This is a genomic window from Planococcus liqunii, from assembly GCF_030413595.1.
GTDB classification, from domain to species: domain Bacteria; phylum Bacillota; class Bacilli; order Bacillales_A; family Planococcaceae; genus Planococcus; species Planococcus liqunii.
Window position 1 is genome coordinate 954908 of sequence record NZ_CP129238.1, and the last position, 18140, is coordinate 973047.

The 18140-nt window shown below is 45.6% G+C and carries 18 protein-coding genes; 10 read left to right on the plus strand and 8 right to left on the minus strand.

What is annotated here, in order from left to right:
* Window positions 1–109: 109 nt before the first annotated feature.
* From QWY22_RS04770 to QWY22_RS04795, 6 genes are all read left to right on the plus strand, one after another.
* On the plus strand, window positions 110–1954 hold the full coding sequence (locus tag QWY22_RS04770) for a penicillin-binding transpeptidase domain-containing protein (RefSeq protein WP_300983350.1): 1845 nt from the start codon (window positions 110–112) through the stop codon (window positions 1952–1954).
* 53 nt (window positions 1955–2007) lie between these two features.
* Window positions 2008–2928 (plus strand): DUF5996 family protein, encoded by a 921-nt coding sequence (locus QWY22_RS04775; RefSeq protein WP_300983351.1) that lies wholly within the window; start codon window positions 2008–2010, stop codon window positions 2926–2928.
* Between the two features lie 142 nt (window positions 2929–3070).
* The gene (locus QWY22_RS04780) at window positions 3071–3736 is read left to right on the plus strand and encodes a reverse transcriptase-like protein (RefSeq protein ID WP_300983352.1); all 666 of its coding nucleotides are present in this window, start codon (window positions 3071–3073) and stop codon (window positions 3734–3736) included.
* Between the two features lie 91 nt (window positions 3737–3827).
* Complete coding sequence (locus tag QWY22_RS04785; RefSeq protein ID WP_300983353.1) at window positions 3828–4763, plus strand: aldo/keto reductase; 936 nt, start codon at window positions 3828–3830, stop codon at window positions 4761–4763.
* A 225-nt stretch (window positions 4764–4988) separates the two neighbouring features.
* Window positions 4989–5786: a DUF4397 domain-containing protein gene (locus tag QWY22_RS04790; RefSeq protein ID WP_300983354.1), complete on the plus strand. Its 798-nt coding sequence runs from the start codon at window positions 4989–4991 to the stop codon at window positions 5784–5786.
* Window positions 5752–6396, plus strand: a complete 645-nt coding sequence (locus QWY22_RS04795; RefSeq protein ID WP_300983355.1) for a sortase — start codon at window positions 5752–5754, stop codon at window positions 6394–6396. Before QWY22_RS04790 ends, QWY22_RS04795 begins: the two co-directional genes overlap by 35 nt.
* Before the next feature lie 54 nt (window positions 6397–6450).
* Here the strand turns inward: QWY22_RS04795 and QWY22_RS04800 are convergent, their stop codons facing one another.
* The 3 genes from QWY22_RS04800 to QWY22_RS04810 all read right to left on the minus strand — a co-directional run bounded on the left by QWY22_RS04800 (window position 6451) and on the right by QWY22_RS04810 (window position 10584).
* Window positions 6451–6726, minus strand: coding sequence for a hypothetical protein (locus tag QWY22_RS04800; protein WP_300983356.1), 276 nt, complete (start codon window positions 6724–6726; stop codon window positions 6451–6453).
* A 59-nt stretch (window positions 6727–6785) separates the two neighbouring features.
* Complete coding sequence (locus QWY22_RS04805) at window positions 6786–9542, minus strand: YfhO family protein (protein WP_300983357.1); 2757 nt, start codon at window positions 9540–9542, stop codon at window positions 6786–6788.
* 160 nt (window positions 9543–9702) lie between these two features.
* The gene (locus QWY22_RS04810; protein ID WP_300983358.1) at window positions 9703–10584 is read right to left on the minus strand and encodes a LysR family transcriptional regulator; all 882 of its coding nucleotides are present in this window, start codon (window positions 10582–10584) and stop codon (window positions 9703–9705) included.
* Between the two features lie 269 nt (window positions 10585–10853).
* Between QWY22_RS04810 and QWY22_RS04815 the strand changes: the two genes are divergently transcribed.
* A complete protein-coding gene (locus tag QWY22_RS04815; protein ID WP_300983360.1) occupies window positions 10854–12173 on the plus strand; it encodes a GntP family permease in 1320 nt (439 codons plus the stop codon).
* 21 nt (window positions 12174–12194) lie between these two features.
* Window positions 12195–12971, plus strand: a complete 777-nt coding sequence (locus QWY22_RS04820) for a 3-hydroxybutyrate dehydrogenase (protein WP_300983361.1) — start codon at window positions 12195–12197, stop codon at window positions 12969–12971.
* A 52-nt stretch (window positions 12972–13023) separates the two neighbouring features.
* Here the strand turns inward: QWY22_RS04820 and QWY22_RS04825 are convergent, their stop codons facing one another.
* Both QWY22_RS04825 and QWY22_RS04830 read right to left on the minus strand, forming a co-directional pair.
* Window positions 13024–13290 (minus strand): spore coat protein, encoded by a 267-nt coding sequence (locus QWY22_RS04825; protein ID WP_300984331.1) that lies wholly within the window; start codon window positions 13288–13290, stop codon window positions 13024–13026.
* 97 nt (window positions 13291–13387) lie between these two features.
* Complete coding sequence (locus tag QWY22_RS04830; protein ID WP_036804579.1) at window positions 13388–13588, minus strand: spore coat protein; 201 nt, start codon at window positions 13586–13588, stop codon at window positions 13388–13390.
* 205 nt (window positions 13589–13793) lie between these two features.
* Between QWY22_RS04830 and QWY22_RS04835 the strand changes: the two genes are divergently transcribed.
* Window positions 13794–15029: a cysteine desulfurase-like protein gene (locus tag QWY22_RS04835; RefSeq protein ID WP_300983362.1), complete on the plus strand. Its 1236-nt coding sequence runs from the start codon at window positions 13794–13796 to the stop codon at window positions 15027–15029.
* A gap of 85 nt (window positions 15030–15114) precedes the next feature.
* On the opposite strand, the gene srtD is transcribed toward QWY22_RS04835, so the two are convergent.
* The gene (gene srtD, locus QWY22_RS04840) at window positions 15115–15777 is read right to left on the minus strand and encodes a class D sortase, LPxTATN-specific (RefSeq protein WP_300984332.1); all 663 of its coding nucleotides are present in this window, start codon (window positions 15775–15777) and stop codon (window positions 15115–15117) included.
* 53 nt (window positions 15778–15830) lie between these two features.
* Window positions 15831–16241 carry an LPXTG cell wall anchor domain-containing protein gene (locus tag QWY22_RS04845; protein WP_300983363.1) on the minus strand — a complete coding sequence of 137 codons (411 nt, stop codon included), beginning with the start codon at window positions 16239–16241 and terminating at the stop codon, window positions 15831–15833.
* Window positions 16242–16474: 233 nt separating this feature from the next.
* Between QWY22_RS04845 and QWY22_RS04850 the strand changes: the two genes are divergently transcribed.
* Window positions 16475–16936, plus strand: a complete 462-nt coding sequence (locus QWY22_RS04850) for a HEAT repeat domain-containing protein (RefSeq protein ID WP_224077170.1) — start codon at window positions 16475–16477, stop codon at window positions 16934–16936.
* 55 nt (window positions 16937–16991) lie between these two features.
* Here QWY22_RS04850 and QWY22_RS04855 read toward each other — a convergent pair whose 3' ends face one another.
* On the minus strand, window positions 16992–18116 hold the full coding sequence (locus tag QWY22_RS04855; RefSeq protein ID WP_300983364.1) for an amidohydrolase: 1125 nt from the start codon (window positions 18114–18116) through the stop codon (window positions 16992–16994).
* Between the last annotated feature and the right edge of the window lie 24 nt (window positions 18117–18140).

The window sequence follows — 18140 nt, forward strand, 5'->3', positions numbered from 1 at the left end:
AAGCTTAAACCGCTTGATGCCTTTTTATTTTTCATTTCCCCTCCAGCTGCATTTAAAGGTTTCCCGATTCGGGTAATGGATGGAAAAGGACTGGAACGGAGGTCAGTGGATGAAGAAAAGAGGGCTTGGCATTCTTTTTCTTTTACTTCTTATCCTCCTCGCAGGCTGCCAAGACGAACAGCAAGTAACACCGGAAGAACAGCTGGAGGAAGAGCAGGTCACACCGAAGAATCGCCTGATGGAGTATATCAGCCGCTGGGAACAAGGAGATTTTGCTGGAATGTACGAAGGGTATTTGACGGAAGGCACCAAAATGGCATATGAAACAGCGGTTTTTGTAGATTGGCAGAAACAGCTGCATCAAGAGCTGGCGATTCAAAACGTGGAAGTGGCTTATGCAAAGCCGGAAGAAGACATGCGGTGGAGCAAGGAGAAGCCGGCTGATTTCCGCATTCAAATCACAATGGATACGGCAGCCGGACCGGTGGAATTTGATCGGACCTTGACGCTGCTATTTGAAACGCAGGGAGGTACCGAAGACTGGTTCGCTGAATGGAATCCGTCATTTATATTCCCGCAGCTTGAAGAAGGCGATACGGTTGAAATTGAACGGAGCAATCCTCAGCGCGGCGAACTCCACGACCGCACTGGCAAACCGATCGCTGTCAACGGCAAAGCTTATGAAGTGGGCGTGGTTCCGGCCAATTTTGATGAAGCAAAAAAGAAAAATGATTTGGCTGCCCTTTTGGACATCACACCGGCAGAAATTGACCAAAAGCTCGGCCAAAGCTGGGTCCAGCCGGGCCATTATGTGCCGCTCGCTGTTCTGCCGGCAAAAGCGGAAGCAGCCTTGCAGCAAATTTTTGCGATACCGGGAACGGAGCGAAGGGAAGTGCAGCTGCGGCAATATCCGTACGGCGAAGCGCTGTCTCATGTGTCCGGTTTTATTGGCCCGATTACAGCCGAGCAATTGGCCGAACGAAAAGGCCAAGGCTACGGTCCGGATGATTTGATTGGGCGGCAAGGACTCGAAGAGGTGTTGGAGGACCGGCTTCGCGGCGAGCAGGGCGTCCGTATCTTGCTTCGGAAAGCCCTTGAAGGAATTGATCCGATTGTTGCCGCAGAAAAACCGGCAAGGCCGGGAGAAATCATTAAGTTAACGATTGATGCCGAACTCCAAAAGAGAGTTTACCAGGCGATGAAAGGACAAGCAGGTGCAAGTGCCGCTGTTGATCCGAATACAGGTGAGACCTTTGTATTGCTGAGCTCTCCTGGCTTTGATCCGAATGTTTTTGCCGCCGGGATTAAAGGTTCGGAATTCAGCAAGCTGCAAAACAATGCGCTGAAGCCTCTGTTTCCCCGCTTTACTGGGAGTTATGCCCCAGGAGCAGCCATTGAACCGGTCATTTCTGCTATCGGAATGGCTGCCGGTAATGTTTCTTCGAAGGAAATAGGGCACGATGTGTTGCTGAAAGGATTAAAGAGTTTTGGGTTCGGGGAAGAGATGCCGTTGCCATTGAAATTGGCTGTTTCACAAATTTCAAATGACGGCACTTTGGATGCAGCAGGACAGCTGTCGCAAGCCAAATCAGGAAGAGGACAGATGCAAGTGAATCTGCTTCACTTGGCTTCGATGTACGAGCCTTTCGCAACTGGAGGCGCAATATACAAACCGACGCTGTTGCTGGATGAAAAGGATGAGATTTGGAAGGAAGGATCGCTCAATCCTGAACAGGCAGAAACCGTGCGCACGAGCCTGCAAAGTACGGATACGGGCAATTGGCTGGCTGAGAAAACCGGAACAGCACAAAACGGAGGGATAGAAACTGATTTTGCTGTCAGTTTCAACAAAACTAATCCGAATCTGATCTTGGCCGTCATGATTGAAAATGCGAAAGAAGACAATCGTACAGCAGAAGTTTCTGCAGTTTCTGCCTCAGTATTCAAGGAGTAGAATGCCGTGCTTAGCCAATTGCCATTATGGAATGTATGGAAGGAGAAGTTTTCATGGAACTTGTAAAACACTCGGAATGGCAGGATACAAAACTGACTTTGCATTTGCTGTCACAGATTTTGGGGAAGATCCGTCTGGAAACTGCGCAGCAGGAACCGCAATGGGCGCATGTCATGCTGACGCTTACAGTGGATGGCTTTTCGACCGGGCTTCTTTACATCGAAGACCATGTTTTTCAAGCTGATGTGGATATCCGAAAAAATGCACTATCCATTAACGTGGACGGCCAGGAACATTCTATGCCGTTGCAAAATGGAACTTCGATAAAAACCTATTATGAATTTATCTTTCAGACGCTGCAGCAGCATGGAATATTCATTGCGATTAATCCCCGTCCGCAGGAAATGGATGTTGCAACATTATTGAGTGAAGATACAGTTCATCATGTTTATGAGCCGCTGCAAGCTTTGAGGGGCTTGGAGCTGTTTCATTTTGCCCAGCACGAGGAACTGAAGTTTGTCGGGCCATTGCGCTGCCGGAAAGTGAAGCCGGGCTTGTTTTGGGGAACATTTGACGTGTCGGCTATTGTTATTCAAAATATTGCCGAACCGTTTCCGGAGGATAAACCAATTGAGAAAGCGGCGTTCGACGAACAATTTATCGAATTTGGGTTTTGGTTAGGCGATGACCGGACAGATACTCCGTCCTTTTTCATCTTGCCTTACCCTTTTTTATATAAGAATTTGAATGATCCTTCAATAGAACCCAAGGAAGCTTATTATGATAGCCAGGCAAGTGAATATTTTCTGCCTGTCCCTGCAGTGATGAACGCCTCTTCTCCAAGCAGCGCTGTACAGCGGTTTTTCAATACGAGCTTCGATGTATTAACACAGGAGTTGAAGTGGGAAGGGTGTGAATATTATAAGACGCCGTTGCTGATGAAATCCCAGCCCACCATGAAAAGCGGAAACTAAGGGCTTGATATGAAAAGGCGTTTTTCTTGTTGGCGAAAGCCGTTGCTGTCCGCGAAGAAATGGTTTTTCTGTTTCTGTGTTTAAGTGCAAGAACCGGCGGCTAAACATTCTTATAGACAAAAATAGAAGGGGGCAATGTGCAATGAACATCCGGATTGAATGCACATACCGAACAGCGAAAGGAACAGAAGCTTTCTTCCGTTCCGAAGAAATGCCTGCAGGAAAAGGAATGGTCATCGCTGAAGATTTGGAGCGGACCGGGCGCGCCAAAAATCTGGTGTTCGTGGACGGCTACGACAGTTCCTGGACAATGAAGGAAATGAAGGGCTATTTGAAAGGCGTGGAAACGGAGCCGCATAACGTGACCGTTTATTTTGACGGCGGCTATGAGCGGGAAACGCAGCGGTCTGGCCTTGGCTGTGCCATTTACTATGAAATGAATGGAAAACCCTATAGGCTTCGCCAAAATGCGGCGGTCGCAGAACTGCTATCGAATAATGAAGCCGAGTATGCAGCATTGTACATGGCTGTGCAGGAACTCGAAGGCTTGAATGTCCATCATTTGCCGGTCCGATTTATTGGGGATTCAAAAGTGGTCATCAACCAGATGGGTGGAGAATGGCCGGTCATTGAAAAAGACTTGCTCCGTTGGGCAGACCGCATCGATGAAAAACTGAATAGCCTCGGCATTCAGCCCGAATACGAACTGATTCCGCGCAAAGGCAATGCAGAAGCGGACCGGCTCGCGACGCAGGCTATGAACGGAACCGAAATTTCCGGAACCATTGAATTGATCCCGGGCAATTGAATGGAACAACCGATAAGCTAGCTTTTGGAAGCGCAAGTGGATGTACAAGATCCAGTTAAAGACAGAATGACCAATTGGAAAGGGTGTTAGCATGAGATTTTCGACATTGAAAAAGACTGATATTCAAATTTCGGCGCTAGGACTGGGAACTAATGCAGTTGGCGGCCACAATTTATTTGAAGGTTTGAACGAAGAAGAAGGAAAAGACTTTGTCCGCGCCGCACTGGACAACGGCATTACATTTATCGATACAGCCGATGTATACGGCAAAGGGCGTTCGGAGGAACTGGTGGGGGAAGTGCTGAAGGAGTACGACCGCAGCCAGTTTATCGTTGCTACCAAAGGCGGGAGCGACTGGCGGACGGGCACGCGCAACAACAGCCCGGAATATTTGCGGAATGCGTTGGAAGACAGTTTGAAACGGCTCCAGCTTGACTATGTCGATTTGTATTATATCCACTGGCCGGATGACAAAACACCGATTGCTGAAGCCATTGCGGAATTGTCCCGTTTGAAGCAGGAAGGAAAAATCAAAGCAATCGGCGTCTCCAACTTTTCACTGGATCAACTTCGCGAAGCCAATTCAAGTCTGGAAATTTCTGCAATCCAGTTGGAATACCATATGCTCGACCGCAAAATTGAAAAAGACATTTTGCCGTATTGCGTTGAAAACAATATTTCAGTTGTAGCGTATGGGCCACTGGCGTTTGGCATCCTGGGCGGCAACTATACTAAAGATCTGCAGCTGGAAGAAGGCGACTGGCGCAACCGGGTGCCGCTGTTCCAAAAAGGCAATTTCGAGAAAAACATCGAGATTGTTGAAAAGCTGAAAGGAGTGGCGGACAAAAAAGGAACGGATGTCTCAAATTTAGCGCTTGCTTGGCTTCTTGAACAGCCGGGCGTTGACGCCGTCATTCCAGGAGGGAAAAAACGGGAGCAGGTGGAGTCCAATATTGCAGCAGCGGAAATTCGGCTGGAAGCAGAAGTTCTGGATGAAATAGATGAAATCCTGCAAGTAAAGCAGTAAACATTATAAGTTTTATGTGAATGATAGGAAAGAAAAACTAGCACTTTTACTTGATCGTTCGGCAGATTTTGCCGGACGGTTTTATTTGTGGCAAAAATATGTACAGTATAAATAAATGAAATTATTTTCAGAAAAATCAATCTTATTGGTTGCTATTCGAAATGAAATAGATTATAAATAAGTTGTACAAAAGTTTTACAAATAAGAGGCAAGGGAGATGTTCACATGAAGAAAGGTTTAGCTTTATTCGCAGTTGCTTTGGTTCTGTTCCTGTCGTTCGGTATGGGGGTTTCCGCCGATAGCCATACTGCCAAAGTCAGAGTAGTCCATGCTTCACCAGATGCACCCGCTGTCGATGTCTATGTCAATGGAGATTTGACACTAGAGAATGTGCCATTTAAAGCAGATTCAGGTTATTTGGAAGTACCGGCAGGAACGCACAATGTAGAAGTTTTTGCTACAGGAACTGAATATGCAGAAGGCGCTGGCGTATTGCAAGCAGATTTAACCGTTGAAGCTGGCAAAGCTTATACAGTAGCAGCAGCGAATACTGTCGATGCACTTGAATTTGTAGTTGCTGAAGATTCAATGGAAGTCACTGAAGGAAAAACAAAAATTCGTGTGGGCCACTTGTCTCCTGATGCACCAGCCGTAGATGTTGGACTGATCGGCGGGGACGCTGTATTCAGCGGAGCTGAATTCCCGGGAATCACTGATTACACTGAGTTGGATCCAGGAACATATGACTTGGAAATTCGCTTGCCTGATGGAACTCAAGTATTGCCGCTAGAAGGAACTGAATTGGCAGCAGATACAGTATACAGCGTGTTTGCCGTGAACAATGCAGATGCTTTGGAAGTGATTGCTTTGGTTGATTACGAAGCTGCAGCATCACCGGATGGCATGCCGACAACCGGACTTGGTACACCGGATCAGTCAAATGCTCCTTGGATGTTGATGCTTGGTACACTCGCTTTGTTTGGAACTAGTGCAGTTGTTTGGAAAAAACGATTTCAGGAATAGTGTGCTGATTGCCGCGGCAATTGTCTTTCTTGGCGGCTGTGGGCAGCAAGAAGACGAAGTGAGCAAGCGCACTGAAAATATAGACTTTGTGGCAGAGAAACCGGCACCCGTCGAAGTGAAGAAGCCGGTGCCGGTAGCCAACCCCATCAATACCGTTAAAAGGGATGGCATTCTGCCGACAAAACTGGAAATCCCGGCGATAGAGGTGAAATCCGAAATCCTCCATCTGGGACTGACAGAAACAGGGGAAATGGCAGTGCCGGATAACGGCAAAGAAGTCAGCTGGTTTTCTCATGGCTATCAGCCTGGAGAAAACGGGCGTGCAGTGATTGCGGGACATGTCGATGATTTGGAAGGGCCGGCAATATTTTGGGACCTTTCCAAATTAAAGGCTGGAGATAAAATCCTTGTAGCCGAAGGGGATAAACAGCTCCAATTCAAAGTTTATAAAATGGAATCGGTTCCATTGGACAACGCTGATTTGTCTTCAATATTCGGTTACCAATCTTCTCCGGAATTGGTCTTGATCACTTGCGCCGGAACTTATGATTATTCCAGAGGGACACGGGAAGAGCGATTAGTCGTATATGCCAGTTTAATAGAAGAATAATTTTAGACGCAGAAACAGGAAAGGCCGATCAGCCTTCCCTGTTTCTGCGTTTTTTTAGTCTTCATCTTCCGGAAGCTCCCGGTGAGTCTTTGGATATCCCATGGAAACCCATTCAGAACGATATGTGGAGTCCAGTTCAGTCAAGCCGACTTCGGCATGGTCGTACGGAGCGTTCGGGCTCTCCCGGTGGTCGACTTCTGTGCTATTGCGCATATCGTGGTCCGGAAACACCCAAACGGCTTTTTTACGGTTATTGAATGTCTTCACTAAAACAAAAGCGGTAGCGGCTGCTGCACTGGCGTAGAAAAATTTTTGCATCGTTTCACTCAAGGAAATTCCTCCAATTCTATAAAGGATATTTCTTATGGCTTTCCCGTTTCGCTTCACATTTAATCATTGCGCGTTTTTTGCAAACACCAATAAGTTGCAGCGGCAATTAGAGAAAAGAGCGAAAGAAGCAGAGATTTGTAAAAATGGGGCGGCCGGTAAACGAGCGAAACTTTATTGAGGCCATTTTCTGCAGGGATAGCAAGAAACGCATAGTTTGCTTCCAGCACATCGACTTTCTTGCCGTTGACTTTCGCTGTCCAGCCGATTTCATACGGAATCGGCATGGTGAGGTAGGGAGCATTGGCGGTATTCAAATACTCAGCATCAAGGCGGCTGTTGTCCCACTGGACTTGCTGCACGGCTTGTTCTTTAGCAGCTTCCGTTTTCAGCACGTCATAAGGTTCTTCGAATACTTCGAGTTCGGTCAATTGATATAAGCCTTTCGGCATGCGGATCCGAATAGATTCGTCAGCCGGGATGCGGATGGTTAAATCGTCCGCAAAAGTTTTGTAGACGGAGACATTCGCTTTTCTTGTCGTTCTATATGAGTTCACGGTTAAAGGAAAAAAAGCATCCATGGCCAGGTTCTCAAGATGGAAAGACACATATAAGTCGCTTTCAGGCGCAGCTTTTTCCGTTAAAAGTAAATTGAGGCCGCCCGTTTCGCCCGCCACATCCAGCACCCCGTTTTCGTACACAGCATTTTCTCCCTGCAGTTCATAAGCTAATTTTTTCGGTGCAGGCGGAAGCGGCGATGAAATATCGGTGTCTTTTAAAACGACGCCTGTCAGCATGGCATGTTCACGCCGCAATACCGATTCAGTTTTTAGCGCCTCTTCGCTATAGACTGCGGAAGCCGGCCGGATGAACGGCAAGGGATAGCGGTTTTCGTAGGCAACCAAATGTTCCGATTCATGCTTTGCTGCAAAACCAGCCGGAACATTCGGATCTTCATTAGATAAAATGCTGTACTGCCCCTGAAGCAGGCTGTGCAAGTTCGCCCGTTTCCCGAGCGTAGCGTAACGGCTGACGCTTTCACGACCCATGTCAATTTCCAAGTCCACTAAATAAAATTGAAGCACTTGTTCATTCAGTATGCTGGAATAAGCACTTAACCCATGAAAGTTAAGTGCGATTGGCGTGTTATTGCGAACGCCTTCCATCCATTCGATGCGAAAAAGCGGATCCACTTCATCTTGATAAATGGCGCCAATCAGCCCAAGAACTTCGGGGTCGCTGTAATCGGGGCCGGTAATCAATTCTTCGGTGACGGTTTGAGTTTCGCCCCGGATAACGAGCAGCACGTATTCAGAACCGTTGACGGAAAACAGCAAGGTTAACACCAGGAAGGTAGCAGTTGCTTTTGAATAAACCTCATCGCAGACTGCTTTGACAAAAAGCATAAAGGTGAAAAGGGCAATTCCAATGACACCAAGAAACAAAGGAAGCTGAACAGTTCTTCCTTGTTCCATCAAAGCTAAAAGAAGTTGATAGCCGCTCGCAAGGATACCAAGCGCAAGCAAAAAGAGCACGGCCGCTTGCCCTATTTTGGATTGTTTTTGAAGTGTCCAAACATAAGCGGAAAACAGGGCAAGTGCAGAACCAATAACAAGGGAAAGTATTAGTTGGTTTACGCCAATTTCCGGATCGATGGATGCCAAGAGTCCATACAACAGCAAAGAAAGTCCGCCAGCTACTGCAATGTGTTTCAGTGTCAGCCGGTTCAGTGAGCTGAAGCCGGCCGCAACTGCTCCGCCGGCCGCAAACGCCATGAAGTATTCCCAGCGGTACTGAGGCGCAGAAAACCCGTTAAACATACTGGCGGCTTTCGGACTGTAATGAAGAATCACCGAAAACAGCACAAGAAAAACAAAAAAGCGAAACTTGCGCTCCCCGTATAAAGGAAGGGCAAACGCCAATAGCACAAAGAGTGCCGGCAGCACGACAAACGAACTAGTGAATAAAATATTATCGATAAAGCCGAACCAAGGAATGTCATGGGCGTAAGGCGGGCGGTGATTATTCAAATATGCATAAACCGCTGGGATAAATGACACGGCACTGATTCCGGCGCCAAGGGAGCCGCTGATCAAAAACTTAGAGATAGCTGTCCCTTTAGGTGTTTCATTTTCTTCAAGCGGCAAAAGAAGGCGGAACGCAATATAAATGCCGACCAACAGAAAGTTGATGTAGGCAAAATAGAAGTTATCGATCATGGATACAGCGACAGCGAGCATAAACCAGACGCTGCGCTTTTCCCGCAATATTTTTTCCACTCCAAATACCAAGAGCAGCAGCCACAAGTACGCATCCGCAAAAAACTCCCAATAGGTAGCGTGGCGGAAATAGATATTGGAAAAAGCATACACACAAGCACCCAAAAAAGCAGGGATCGGACCGAATTTCATGTACCGGAATAAAGCGGTCCCTATAAATAACACTGCGGCAAGACGGACGATATTGATAAAAACCGCCGCATGTGCCCAAAACAAAATATCCGGAGTTCCAATGATTCCCGTTGATTCAAGCAGAAAAACGGCAATGACCGTCAAAAGGAAAACAAACGAAGTGGAAAAATAATAAGCAAGTCCGCTGTATGTGTCGCCGCCCAAACCGAAAAGGGATGAATAGAAAAATTCCCCGGATGTGTATTGATCATATAGCAGCTTTTTAAACGGCAGCATCTGAGACAGCCCATCGTTCGGACCTGCCATAAAGCGGTCATTCAGCAATTCCCGCAGGAACACGGCATGGGCGCATGCACTTAACAGCAAGCAAAAGACGGCAAATAGAAGATGTAGATACCATTTGTGCATAAGCCATCTCCTTTAATTTTAATAAGGAATTAAAAACTGAATAATTAGAAAATTATAGTTTTACTTATCGTAACATGATATTTTTGGCAGGTCTATCCAAGGTAAGTGGATTTTTAAAAATAGAAAAAACCTCCAAGGTTTGAAGGTTTGGAAAGATTCACTAGACTTTCGGCAAATCTTTGACAAGTGAAATGAACGATCGAGATGTATAAGGCAGGTAGCGGTTTTTGGCCGAAATGATGCCAAGCACCCAAGGAAATGTATTGGTCAGTGAAAGCGTCTTGAACGGACCGTTTTTGGACCGTTCGCAAATCAGTTTGGGCATCAATGTAATGCCCAAATTTTTTTCGACCATGCCGACAATGAAATCCCATTGGGAACTTTCATACGCAATTTTGGGTGTGAACCCTTCGCTCAAACAGAACTCAATCGTCCGGCCATTTAATGTAAATTCTTTGCTTAACAGCAAAAAAGGATCGTCTTTGCATTCGATCAAATCGATGGTTTCCCGATGAGCCAGTGGATGGGATTCATGGACAAGCAATTTTATTTCTTCGTGTACAAAAGGTACGACATCGAATTTTTCCTCGTCTACCGGCAGCATGACAAATCCCAGATCGACTTCTCCTTCCAGCACTTTTTGTTCCACTTTTTTTGCACCGTCTTCTGCAAGCATAACGGTGACTTCGGGATAAGCCTTTTGAAACTCCGCAATAATTGTTGGGAAAAACAAAGTGCTGATGACAGGCGGAAGGCCGATTTTTATTTTTCCTTTTTTTAAGTTCATGACGTCATAAAGAGATGCAGTCAAGTCATCCAAGCTGACAACAATCTTTTGCGCCTGCTCGAAAACCACGGCTCCTGCATCCGTTAATTCAATTTGCCGGGAAGATCGGTCAAACAAGGTGACTTCCATTTCTTCCTCCAAGTTTTTGACCATTTTGCTTAAAGTCGGTTGAGTGACATGCAAGGCAAGTGCAGCTTTCGTAAAGCTTTTGTGTTTTGCAACTTCAATGAAATAAGTCAATTGGCGAATATCCACAATGTAACCTCCTGTTATAACAAATAGTTATAGAACCTATAATTATTATTCATTTTACCTATCATAAGTGTGAGTGTACACTTAAAAAACCGCCGCTGATAAATATTTTAGAAAATTTACGCTTTTTATAGTGAAAAGAGAGCGCTTTCAATTTTAGCATTTGTACTTATATTATTTTCTGCAAAGGCGGCAAAAAAGAATGATGCAGCGGGTATGGCGGCATTTGAAAATCGCTGCACTGAACTGCTGCAAACGAAGGAGGAAAAACTATGTTTAGTATGATCGGTTTAATTGGTGGATTGGCATTGCTTATCTTTTTGACAATGAGAGGCATGAATCTGCTGATTGCAGGGCCATTAAGCGCTCTGGTTGTCGCGGTATTCAGCAGCCTGCCGCTTTTCCCGCAGATGGTGGCTGAAGGAGAAGTGAACTTCTTAGGCAATTACATGACCGGATTTTCCGGATTTATCACATCCTGGTTCCCGATGTTCCTGCTTGGAGCAATTTTCGGGAAGTTGATGGAAGACAGCGGAGCTGCTGACAGCGTATCCCGTTGGCTCGTCAGTAAAATTGGCCTCAAGCGGGCGGTGCTGGCGATTGTCATCGCTTGCGCCGTGCTGACATATGGTGGGGTTAGCCTATTTGTCGTAGCATTCTCGGTTTATCCAATGGCACTCAGCTTGTTCAAACAAGCGGATCTTCCGCGCCGATTTATCCCGGCAGCTCTGGCTCTGGGTTCGGTTACGTTTACAATGACATCCGCGGGGTCGCCGGAAATCCAGAACTGGATTCCAATTGAGTTCCTGGGGACGAGCCCGTACGCTGGATGGGAAGTCAGCATTGTCGTCGCTGTATTTATGGCAGTATTCGGCTACTGGTGGCTGAAGCGCATGATCAACAAGGCAGTCAACAAAGGGGAGCGATTCGAAGCGCGCAAGACAGATCCGATCGCGGAAGAACGCAATTTGCCGAATCCATTGATGGGATTGATCCCGCTCCTGGTGGTTCTGGTCATTTCGTATATCTTCCATGACTCATTGAAAACCTCAGCGTTGATCATTGCACTTTTAGGTGGAGTGATTGCCACTTATTTATTGAATAGAACACATTTCCATGACTTGGGCAAAGCATTGACCGACGGAACAATCGGAGCGTTGATCGCAATTGGAAACACGGCCGCCGTTGTCGGTTTTGGCGGTGTAGCGAAAGCGGCGCCGGCTTTCCAAGTGGCAGTCGATGCCATGACGAATATCCCGGGAAGCCCGCTGATTGGCGGAGCCATTGCCGTAAGTGTGATTGCGGGCATCACCGGATCATCTTCTGGCGGACAGGCTATCGCATTGCCGTTATTGGCACCTCATTATTTGGACATGGGAGTAAACGCGGAAGCATTGCACCGCACAATCGCAATTTCTTCCGGAGCGCTGGATTCCCTGCCGCATAATGGATATGTTGTGACAACCATCCAGGGCATTTGCGGCGAAACGCACAAAGCGGCTTACGGATCGGTAGGAGCGGTAACGGTTATTGTGCCGCTTTTGGGAACCATAATTGCAATCGTTCTGTTTTCTTTAGGAATGGGCATTTAAATCTTAGTCGAGGTGATTCGTATGGTGGAAAATAAAGTAGTGTTTATCACGGGTGCAGCAAGCGGCATCGGGTATGAAATCAGTGCCGATTTTGCCAAAGCGGGCGCAAAAATCGTATTGACGGATATCAATGAAGATGCCGTTAAGGAAGCCGCACAGACCTTGAAAAACCAAGGGTTTCAGGCGGTCGGCATAAAAGTGGATGTGACAGATGAAACGGAGCTTTCAGCAGCAATCGATCAAGCAGTAAAAGAGTTCGGTTCACTTGACGTATTGATCAATAATGCAGGCATGCAATTTGTCTCGCCAATTGAAGAATTCCCGACGGAAAAGTTTGAACTGTTGGTGAAGATCATGCTTGTCGCTCCCTTTGTAGCAACGAAACATGTATTTCCAATTATGAAGAAGCAAGGCAAAGGGCGCATTATCAATATGGCTTCCATCAACGGCCTGGTTGGCTTTGCCGGCAAAGCGGCCTATAACAGCTCCAAGCACGGCGTAATCGGCTTAACGAAAGTGGCTGCTCTTGAAGGTGCGGAATACGGCATTACAGTCAACGCAATGTGTCCGGGTTATGTGGATACGCCGCTTGTGCGCAATCAGATGGGCGATTTGGCGAAAACACGCAATGTTTCGCTGGACAAAGTGCTTGAAGAAGTCATTTATCCGTTGGTTCCTCAAAAGCGTCTATTATCTGTACAGGAGATTTCGGATTATACGATGTTTTTAGCAAGCGACAAAGCATCTGGTATTACAGGGCAAGCAGTCGTCTTGGACGGCGGGTATACGGCACAATAATAATAAAAGACCATCCGTTGGAAACACAAACGGATGGTCTTTTCATGCAATCTCATTTATTCTTAGCCAGTTCCAAAGCAATATCGGCTTTTTTCAAATCATGCTGAACTTGTTCATCTATGTCATAGGCATGATACATTTCATTTTTAATCATGTACTGGGCAATTTTGTCGTGCGTATCAATCGCGATATCCAACTCGCGGCGCAATAATTTTTTCACCTGAGGAGTAGCAGTTTCAGTAATCGCAACTGCTAGGTTGCGGACGGCTGCTTTTGCAGTCACCAGGAAATCAGTGGCAATAGCTAAGTCATCCAGCATAGAGCCGGGAATTGCTAAATTTTCTTTGTTGATTGCTTCTGTTTCAGTTTTTTTCTGTTCGTTTTGTTTAGCCATAATATCCTTCCTTTCCACTGAATTATTTTGAAGAATCTTCCAATATTTTGCGCAAATCTTTAATCGCTTTTGTAGAAAGTTCAATGTCTTCTTCAAGAATTTCTTTCAACTTTGGGTCTTCAACCAAGCCGCTGAATACTTTGCTTTTTGCAACGCAGGCGGTTTTGAAAGTCAGTATTTCATGGACTTCGAGTAATTCGTGTGCAGCGTATTCTTTTGCCATTAAAAATCCCTCCAATTGGTTATGAATTGTAAAATTCAACACTAGTTGGATTTTACCCGCTCTTTTTCTTTATAATCATATATTTTAGATTTTTAACTTAAAAATATTGAAAGAATTTTCTGCAAGATAGAGCTTCCTAATAGACAACAAGGTTGCTGCCATGGTTTATTTAAAGGGAAACTTTCTGAAAAGGGGCTACATACCGATGAAAATAACTGAAACGACTTTTCCGATTACAGAAGTGCGCGAACAATTTCCGGCTTTAAAGAGAACCTATCATGGGAAACCGGCTGCATATTTTGATGGTCCGGGAGGCTCCCAGGTTGTGAAATCGTCCATTCAGGCAATTGCGGCTTATATGGAAAACGGCGGCGGAAATTTGCACGGGTGTTTTCCGTCAAGTTGGGAAACCGAAGAAATCATTGCTGAAGCGAAAAAAGCAGTAGGAGACTTCTTGGGTGTCCAAACGAATGAAGTGGCTTTTGGCGCGAATATGACAACGCTTACGATTGCCATTGCCAATGCGCTAGGCAAACAGTTCCAGTCAGGGGATGAAATTGTCGTGACGGAAATGGACCACCGGGCAAACGTCGATCCATGGCTTTTAATGGCTCAAGACCGGGGGTTGACTGTAAGATGGATCCGAGTAGATACGGGCAGCTTGACACTCGATTTATCGGATTTGAACGAAGTAATCAATGATAAAACCAAATTGGTGGCCGTCGGTCTTGCTTCCAATGCCGTAGGAACAATCGTTGACTTGGAACCGATTACGAAGCGAGCAAAAGAAGTGGGTGCATTGGTGGCTGCCGATGCCGTCCATGCCGCCCCTCATATGTTAATTGACCGCGACCGCATGGACATTGATATCCTTCTATGCTCGGCTTATAAGTTTTTCGGTCCGCATATCGGCATTGCCGCCATTAAGGAAGACATATTTAAAGATTTGGAGCCGTATAAATTAGTACCGGCACCAAGCTATTACCCGGATAAACTGGAAACCGGCACGCAAAATCATGAAGGCATTGCAGGCATCCAACCGGCTATCGAATTCTTTGCAAGCTTCGGCGAAGGCGAAACGCGCAGGCAACGAATTGAATCGGGCCTTGAAAAAATTGAGGCATATGAAAGCAGCTTGGCGTCCCGTTTGCGGGAAGGATTGGCAGCAATCGAAGGCGTCACTTTGTTTGAAGCAGATCGGAGCATCCCGAAAACACCGACCATCGCTTTTCAAGTGAGCGGGGTTGAGCCGGAAGAAGTGTGTAAAATCATGGCGGAAGAGCATAGTATTTTTATCGCATCTGGGCATTTCTATGCATCGACACTTGCCGAACGGCTCGATATCAACAAAACCGGAGGCTGGATCCGCGCAGGGTTGGCGCCGTATAATACGTTTGAAGAAGTGGAGCGCTTTATTCAGGCAGTTTCAGAGCTTAAATAACAAGAGCGTGCATTGTTTGATGCGCGGCTATAGAAAAAGAGAAAGGAGGCAAAAGCTGAATCACCAGCTTTTGCCTCCTTTGAATTTATGCGTCTTGAGTTGAAACCAGTTTTGCCTGAACAATGTATCGGTCCGGTGCATAGCCAATAAAGTCAAAAGGATAACAGGTAGTTAATGTTAAGATTGATCTATCTTTTTCTACAATGACGCTGCGATCTTCTGCATCTGTAATCCACGTTTCAGTAATTTCATAAACATAAATTTTTTTTTCATATTCCACCAGCAATTGATCTTGCTTTTCCAGTTCTCCAAGCCTTGTGAAAACCGTGTCCCGATGTCCACTCAACACTGTATGGCCATGGCCGCCAGGAATGGTGGTCAGGTCGCTGACATACATGCCGACTCCTTTCTTCAATGTAGCGGAGTCAGCTCCCCAATAGACCGAATACTTTTGTTCAATTTTTGGAATGACAAGAGTTGCCGCTTGTTCTCCAAGTTGACGGTCGATTCCAGTAGTCTTTATAGGAGAAGGGGGAAGAACGGGCTTAGGATTTTCTTTGACTGGTTCTTCCGGTGGTTTTTCAATTTGTGTTCCAATTGCCGCGTCGACTTGCTCGATTTTTTTAAGTTCGGCGTCTGTCAGGTTTTGCGCCGAGCTTTTTGCCGTGTACCATTCCGATAAGCTATAAAGGCCGATCACAAGGCCGGCTACTATTAATATTAATCCCAGCCATCTTCTCAAAACAATTCACCTCAAAGGAAAAAGGCAGGATAGGATCTGCCTTTTTGATAAATTAAGTATTAAGCTTGCTGGCTTTTTCGGCGGAACAGCAACAAAGAGCCCAGTCCGGCGATTCCTGCTCCAAACAGCATCATAAGAGGATTGCTGCTTGCTGTATCCGGCAATTCTTCCCCTGCAGCAGTTTCTTCTTCGCTTGTTCCACCATCAGAAGAATTGTCAGCTTCTTTGTCGGCAACGAAGCTGTCGTACTCGCTTTGGCTCACTTCACAAGCTAGGCCATCATTATCACGGTCTAAGTCGTGAGGGTCGTTTTCAGCACTAAAACCATTTGCATACCAAAATTCCATGACTTCCTGATGAGATGAGAAATCTCCACAATCCTTGTCATTAACCGCGGCCTGTGTTTCTAGAGAAGTACCTGCAACTAAAAGCAAAGCCATAGAACTGCCTAATACTGTTTGTTTTAACATCTTTTCTTTTCGCCTCCTAGAATTTGTATGTAACATCCCTTGATTTACCCTTTAATTGAATTTTCAAACTATAATTTTATAAATTTAAATATTTTCCAATAAATTTTTAGCTAAATCCTGCAAAATTGCCTTTTTGTTCTTTTCATCAGATGATGGTACAATACATGGATAAGCTTTTCTGCTAACGGAAGAGACCATTTCATTTTCCAAAAAGGAAAATGATTAAAAGGAGAATGAATTTTTTGAGTCAACAATTTAACACAACTTTACCGCCGAATTACGACGAATTGAAAAAGGCTGTAAACCGGACAGCAAACTGGAAAGAACGTTTAGCTGCGGTTGAAGAGCTTAGCAAATGGAAGCACAAACAGACCATTGACATGTTGACGCATCGCATGGAAAACGACCCGGTCTACAAAGTGCAGCTTGCCGCTTTTGATGCATTGCAGGACTTTGGCTTGGAAGTGGATATGCCAACGCGCAAAAAATTTGATTTGATTAAAGACGCTTCGAAAACACTCGTGCGCATCAAGAAAAGTTTGCCGCATGACCACAAGTTCGAAGATTTTAAAGTGAAATTGCAAAAAATGCGTGTGGATATCTATGACACGTACAAAGGCGATAAAGGCGAAGACTTCGACCAGTGGCTTGAAGATCAGTGGAAGTCCATTCCCGGCAGACAAGCAAGAAAGTAAATGAAAAGCCGTTTCTTCAGTTGAAAAACTGAAGAAACGGCTTTTTTATTTTGTGTTAATTAACGATTTTCCCATCAATAAACACCTTTTCCGGTACGCTGCGGAGATCAAACGGATTGCCGCTCCAAATCACTAAATCAGCATCTTTGCCTGGTTCAATTGATCCCACACGGTCCTCCACGCCAAGATGCTTAGCCGCGTCCAGCGTAATGGCCGTCAACGCTTGCTGCTCGGTGATGCCATTTCGGATAGCGTGAATTGCACTGGTCACTAAATAGTCGATCCCAACTACTGGGTGATCCGTCGTTAAAGAACAAGGTACACCAGCATCGAGCAGAACTTTAATGGTTGTCCAGTCTTTGTCTTTCAGTTCAACTTTGGAGCGAGTTGATAAAGTCGGCCCAACGGAAACCCGTACGTCATGCTTCGCAATAAATTCTGCAATATGCTGGCCTTCCGTGCAATGCTCGATTGTCACATTGATATCAAATTCACGCTTCAGACGGAGAACAGTTAGGATATCATCCGCTCGGTGTGCATGTACCCGGAGCGGAACTTCTTTGTTAAGCACTTTTGCTAAATTTTCGAGGCCAAGTTTTCGTTCTGGTTGGCCGCTGTTTATGTAATTTTGCGCTTCAATCAGTTTTTCCCGCAATAATGCAGCCACGCCCATACGCGTCACTGGCATATGTCCTTTTTCGCCGTGATATTTTTTGGGGTTCTCGCCGGTTGCAGCTTTCAGGCCGGAAGGGGATTTGATGACCATTTCGTCAACAATCGTTCCAACAGTTTTTAATACCACCATTTCACCGCCAATGACATTTGCACTGCCTGGCATGACTTGAACAGTGGTCACACCTGCTCGTCTTGCATCTTGAAAGCCAGGTTCCATCGGATTAATGCCGTCGATGGCACGGACTTGAGGTGTAACGGCATCGCTGGTTTCATTAAAATCGTGTCCTTCTTTTCCGACACCTTCTTCTGAAATGCCTAAATGTGTATGTACATCAATCAATCCCGGAGTTACGATTTTACCTATAGCGTCAATTACTTGATAGCTTTTATCTAATTCAGTCTGAGCTACTACTGCTTCGAATTTTCCATCTTTCACAAGGATCATGTGATTTTCAATCACTTCGTTTTTGCCATTAAAGATTGTTGAATTTGTAATCGCTATCATTAAAAAACCTCCATAATTTATAAA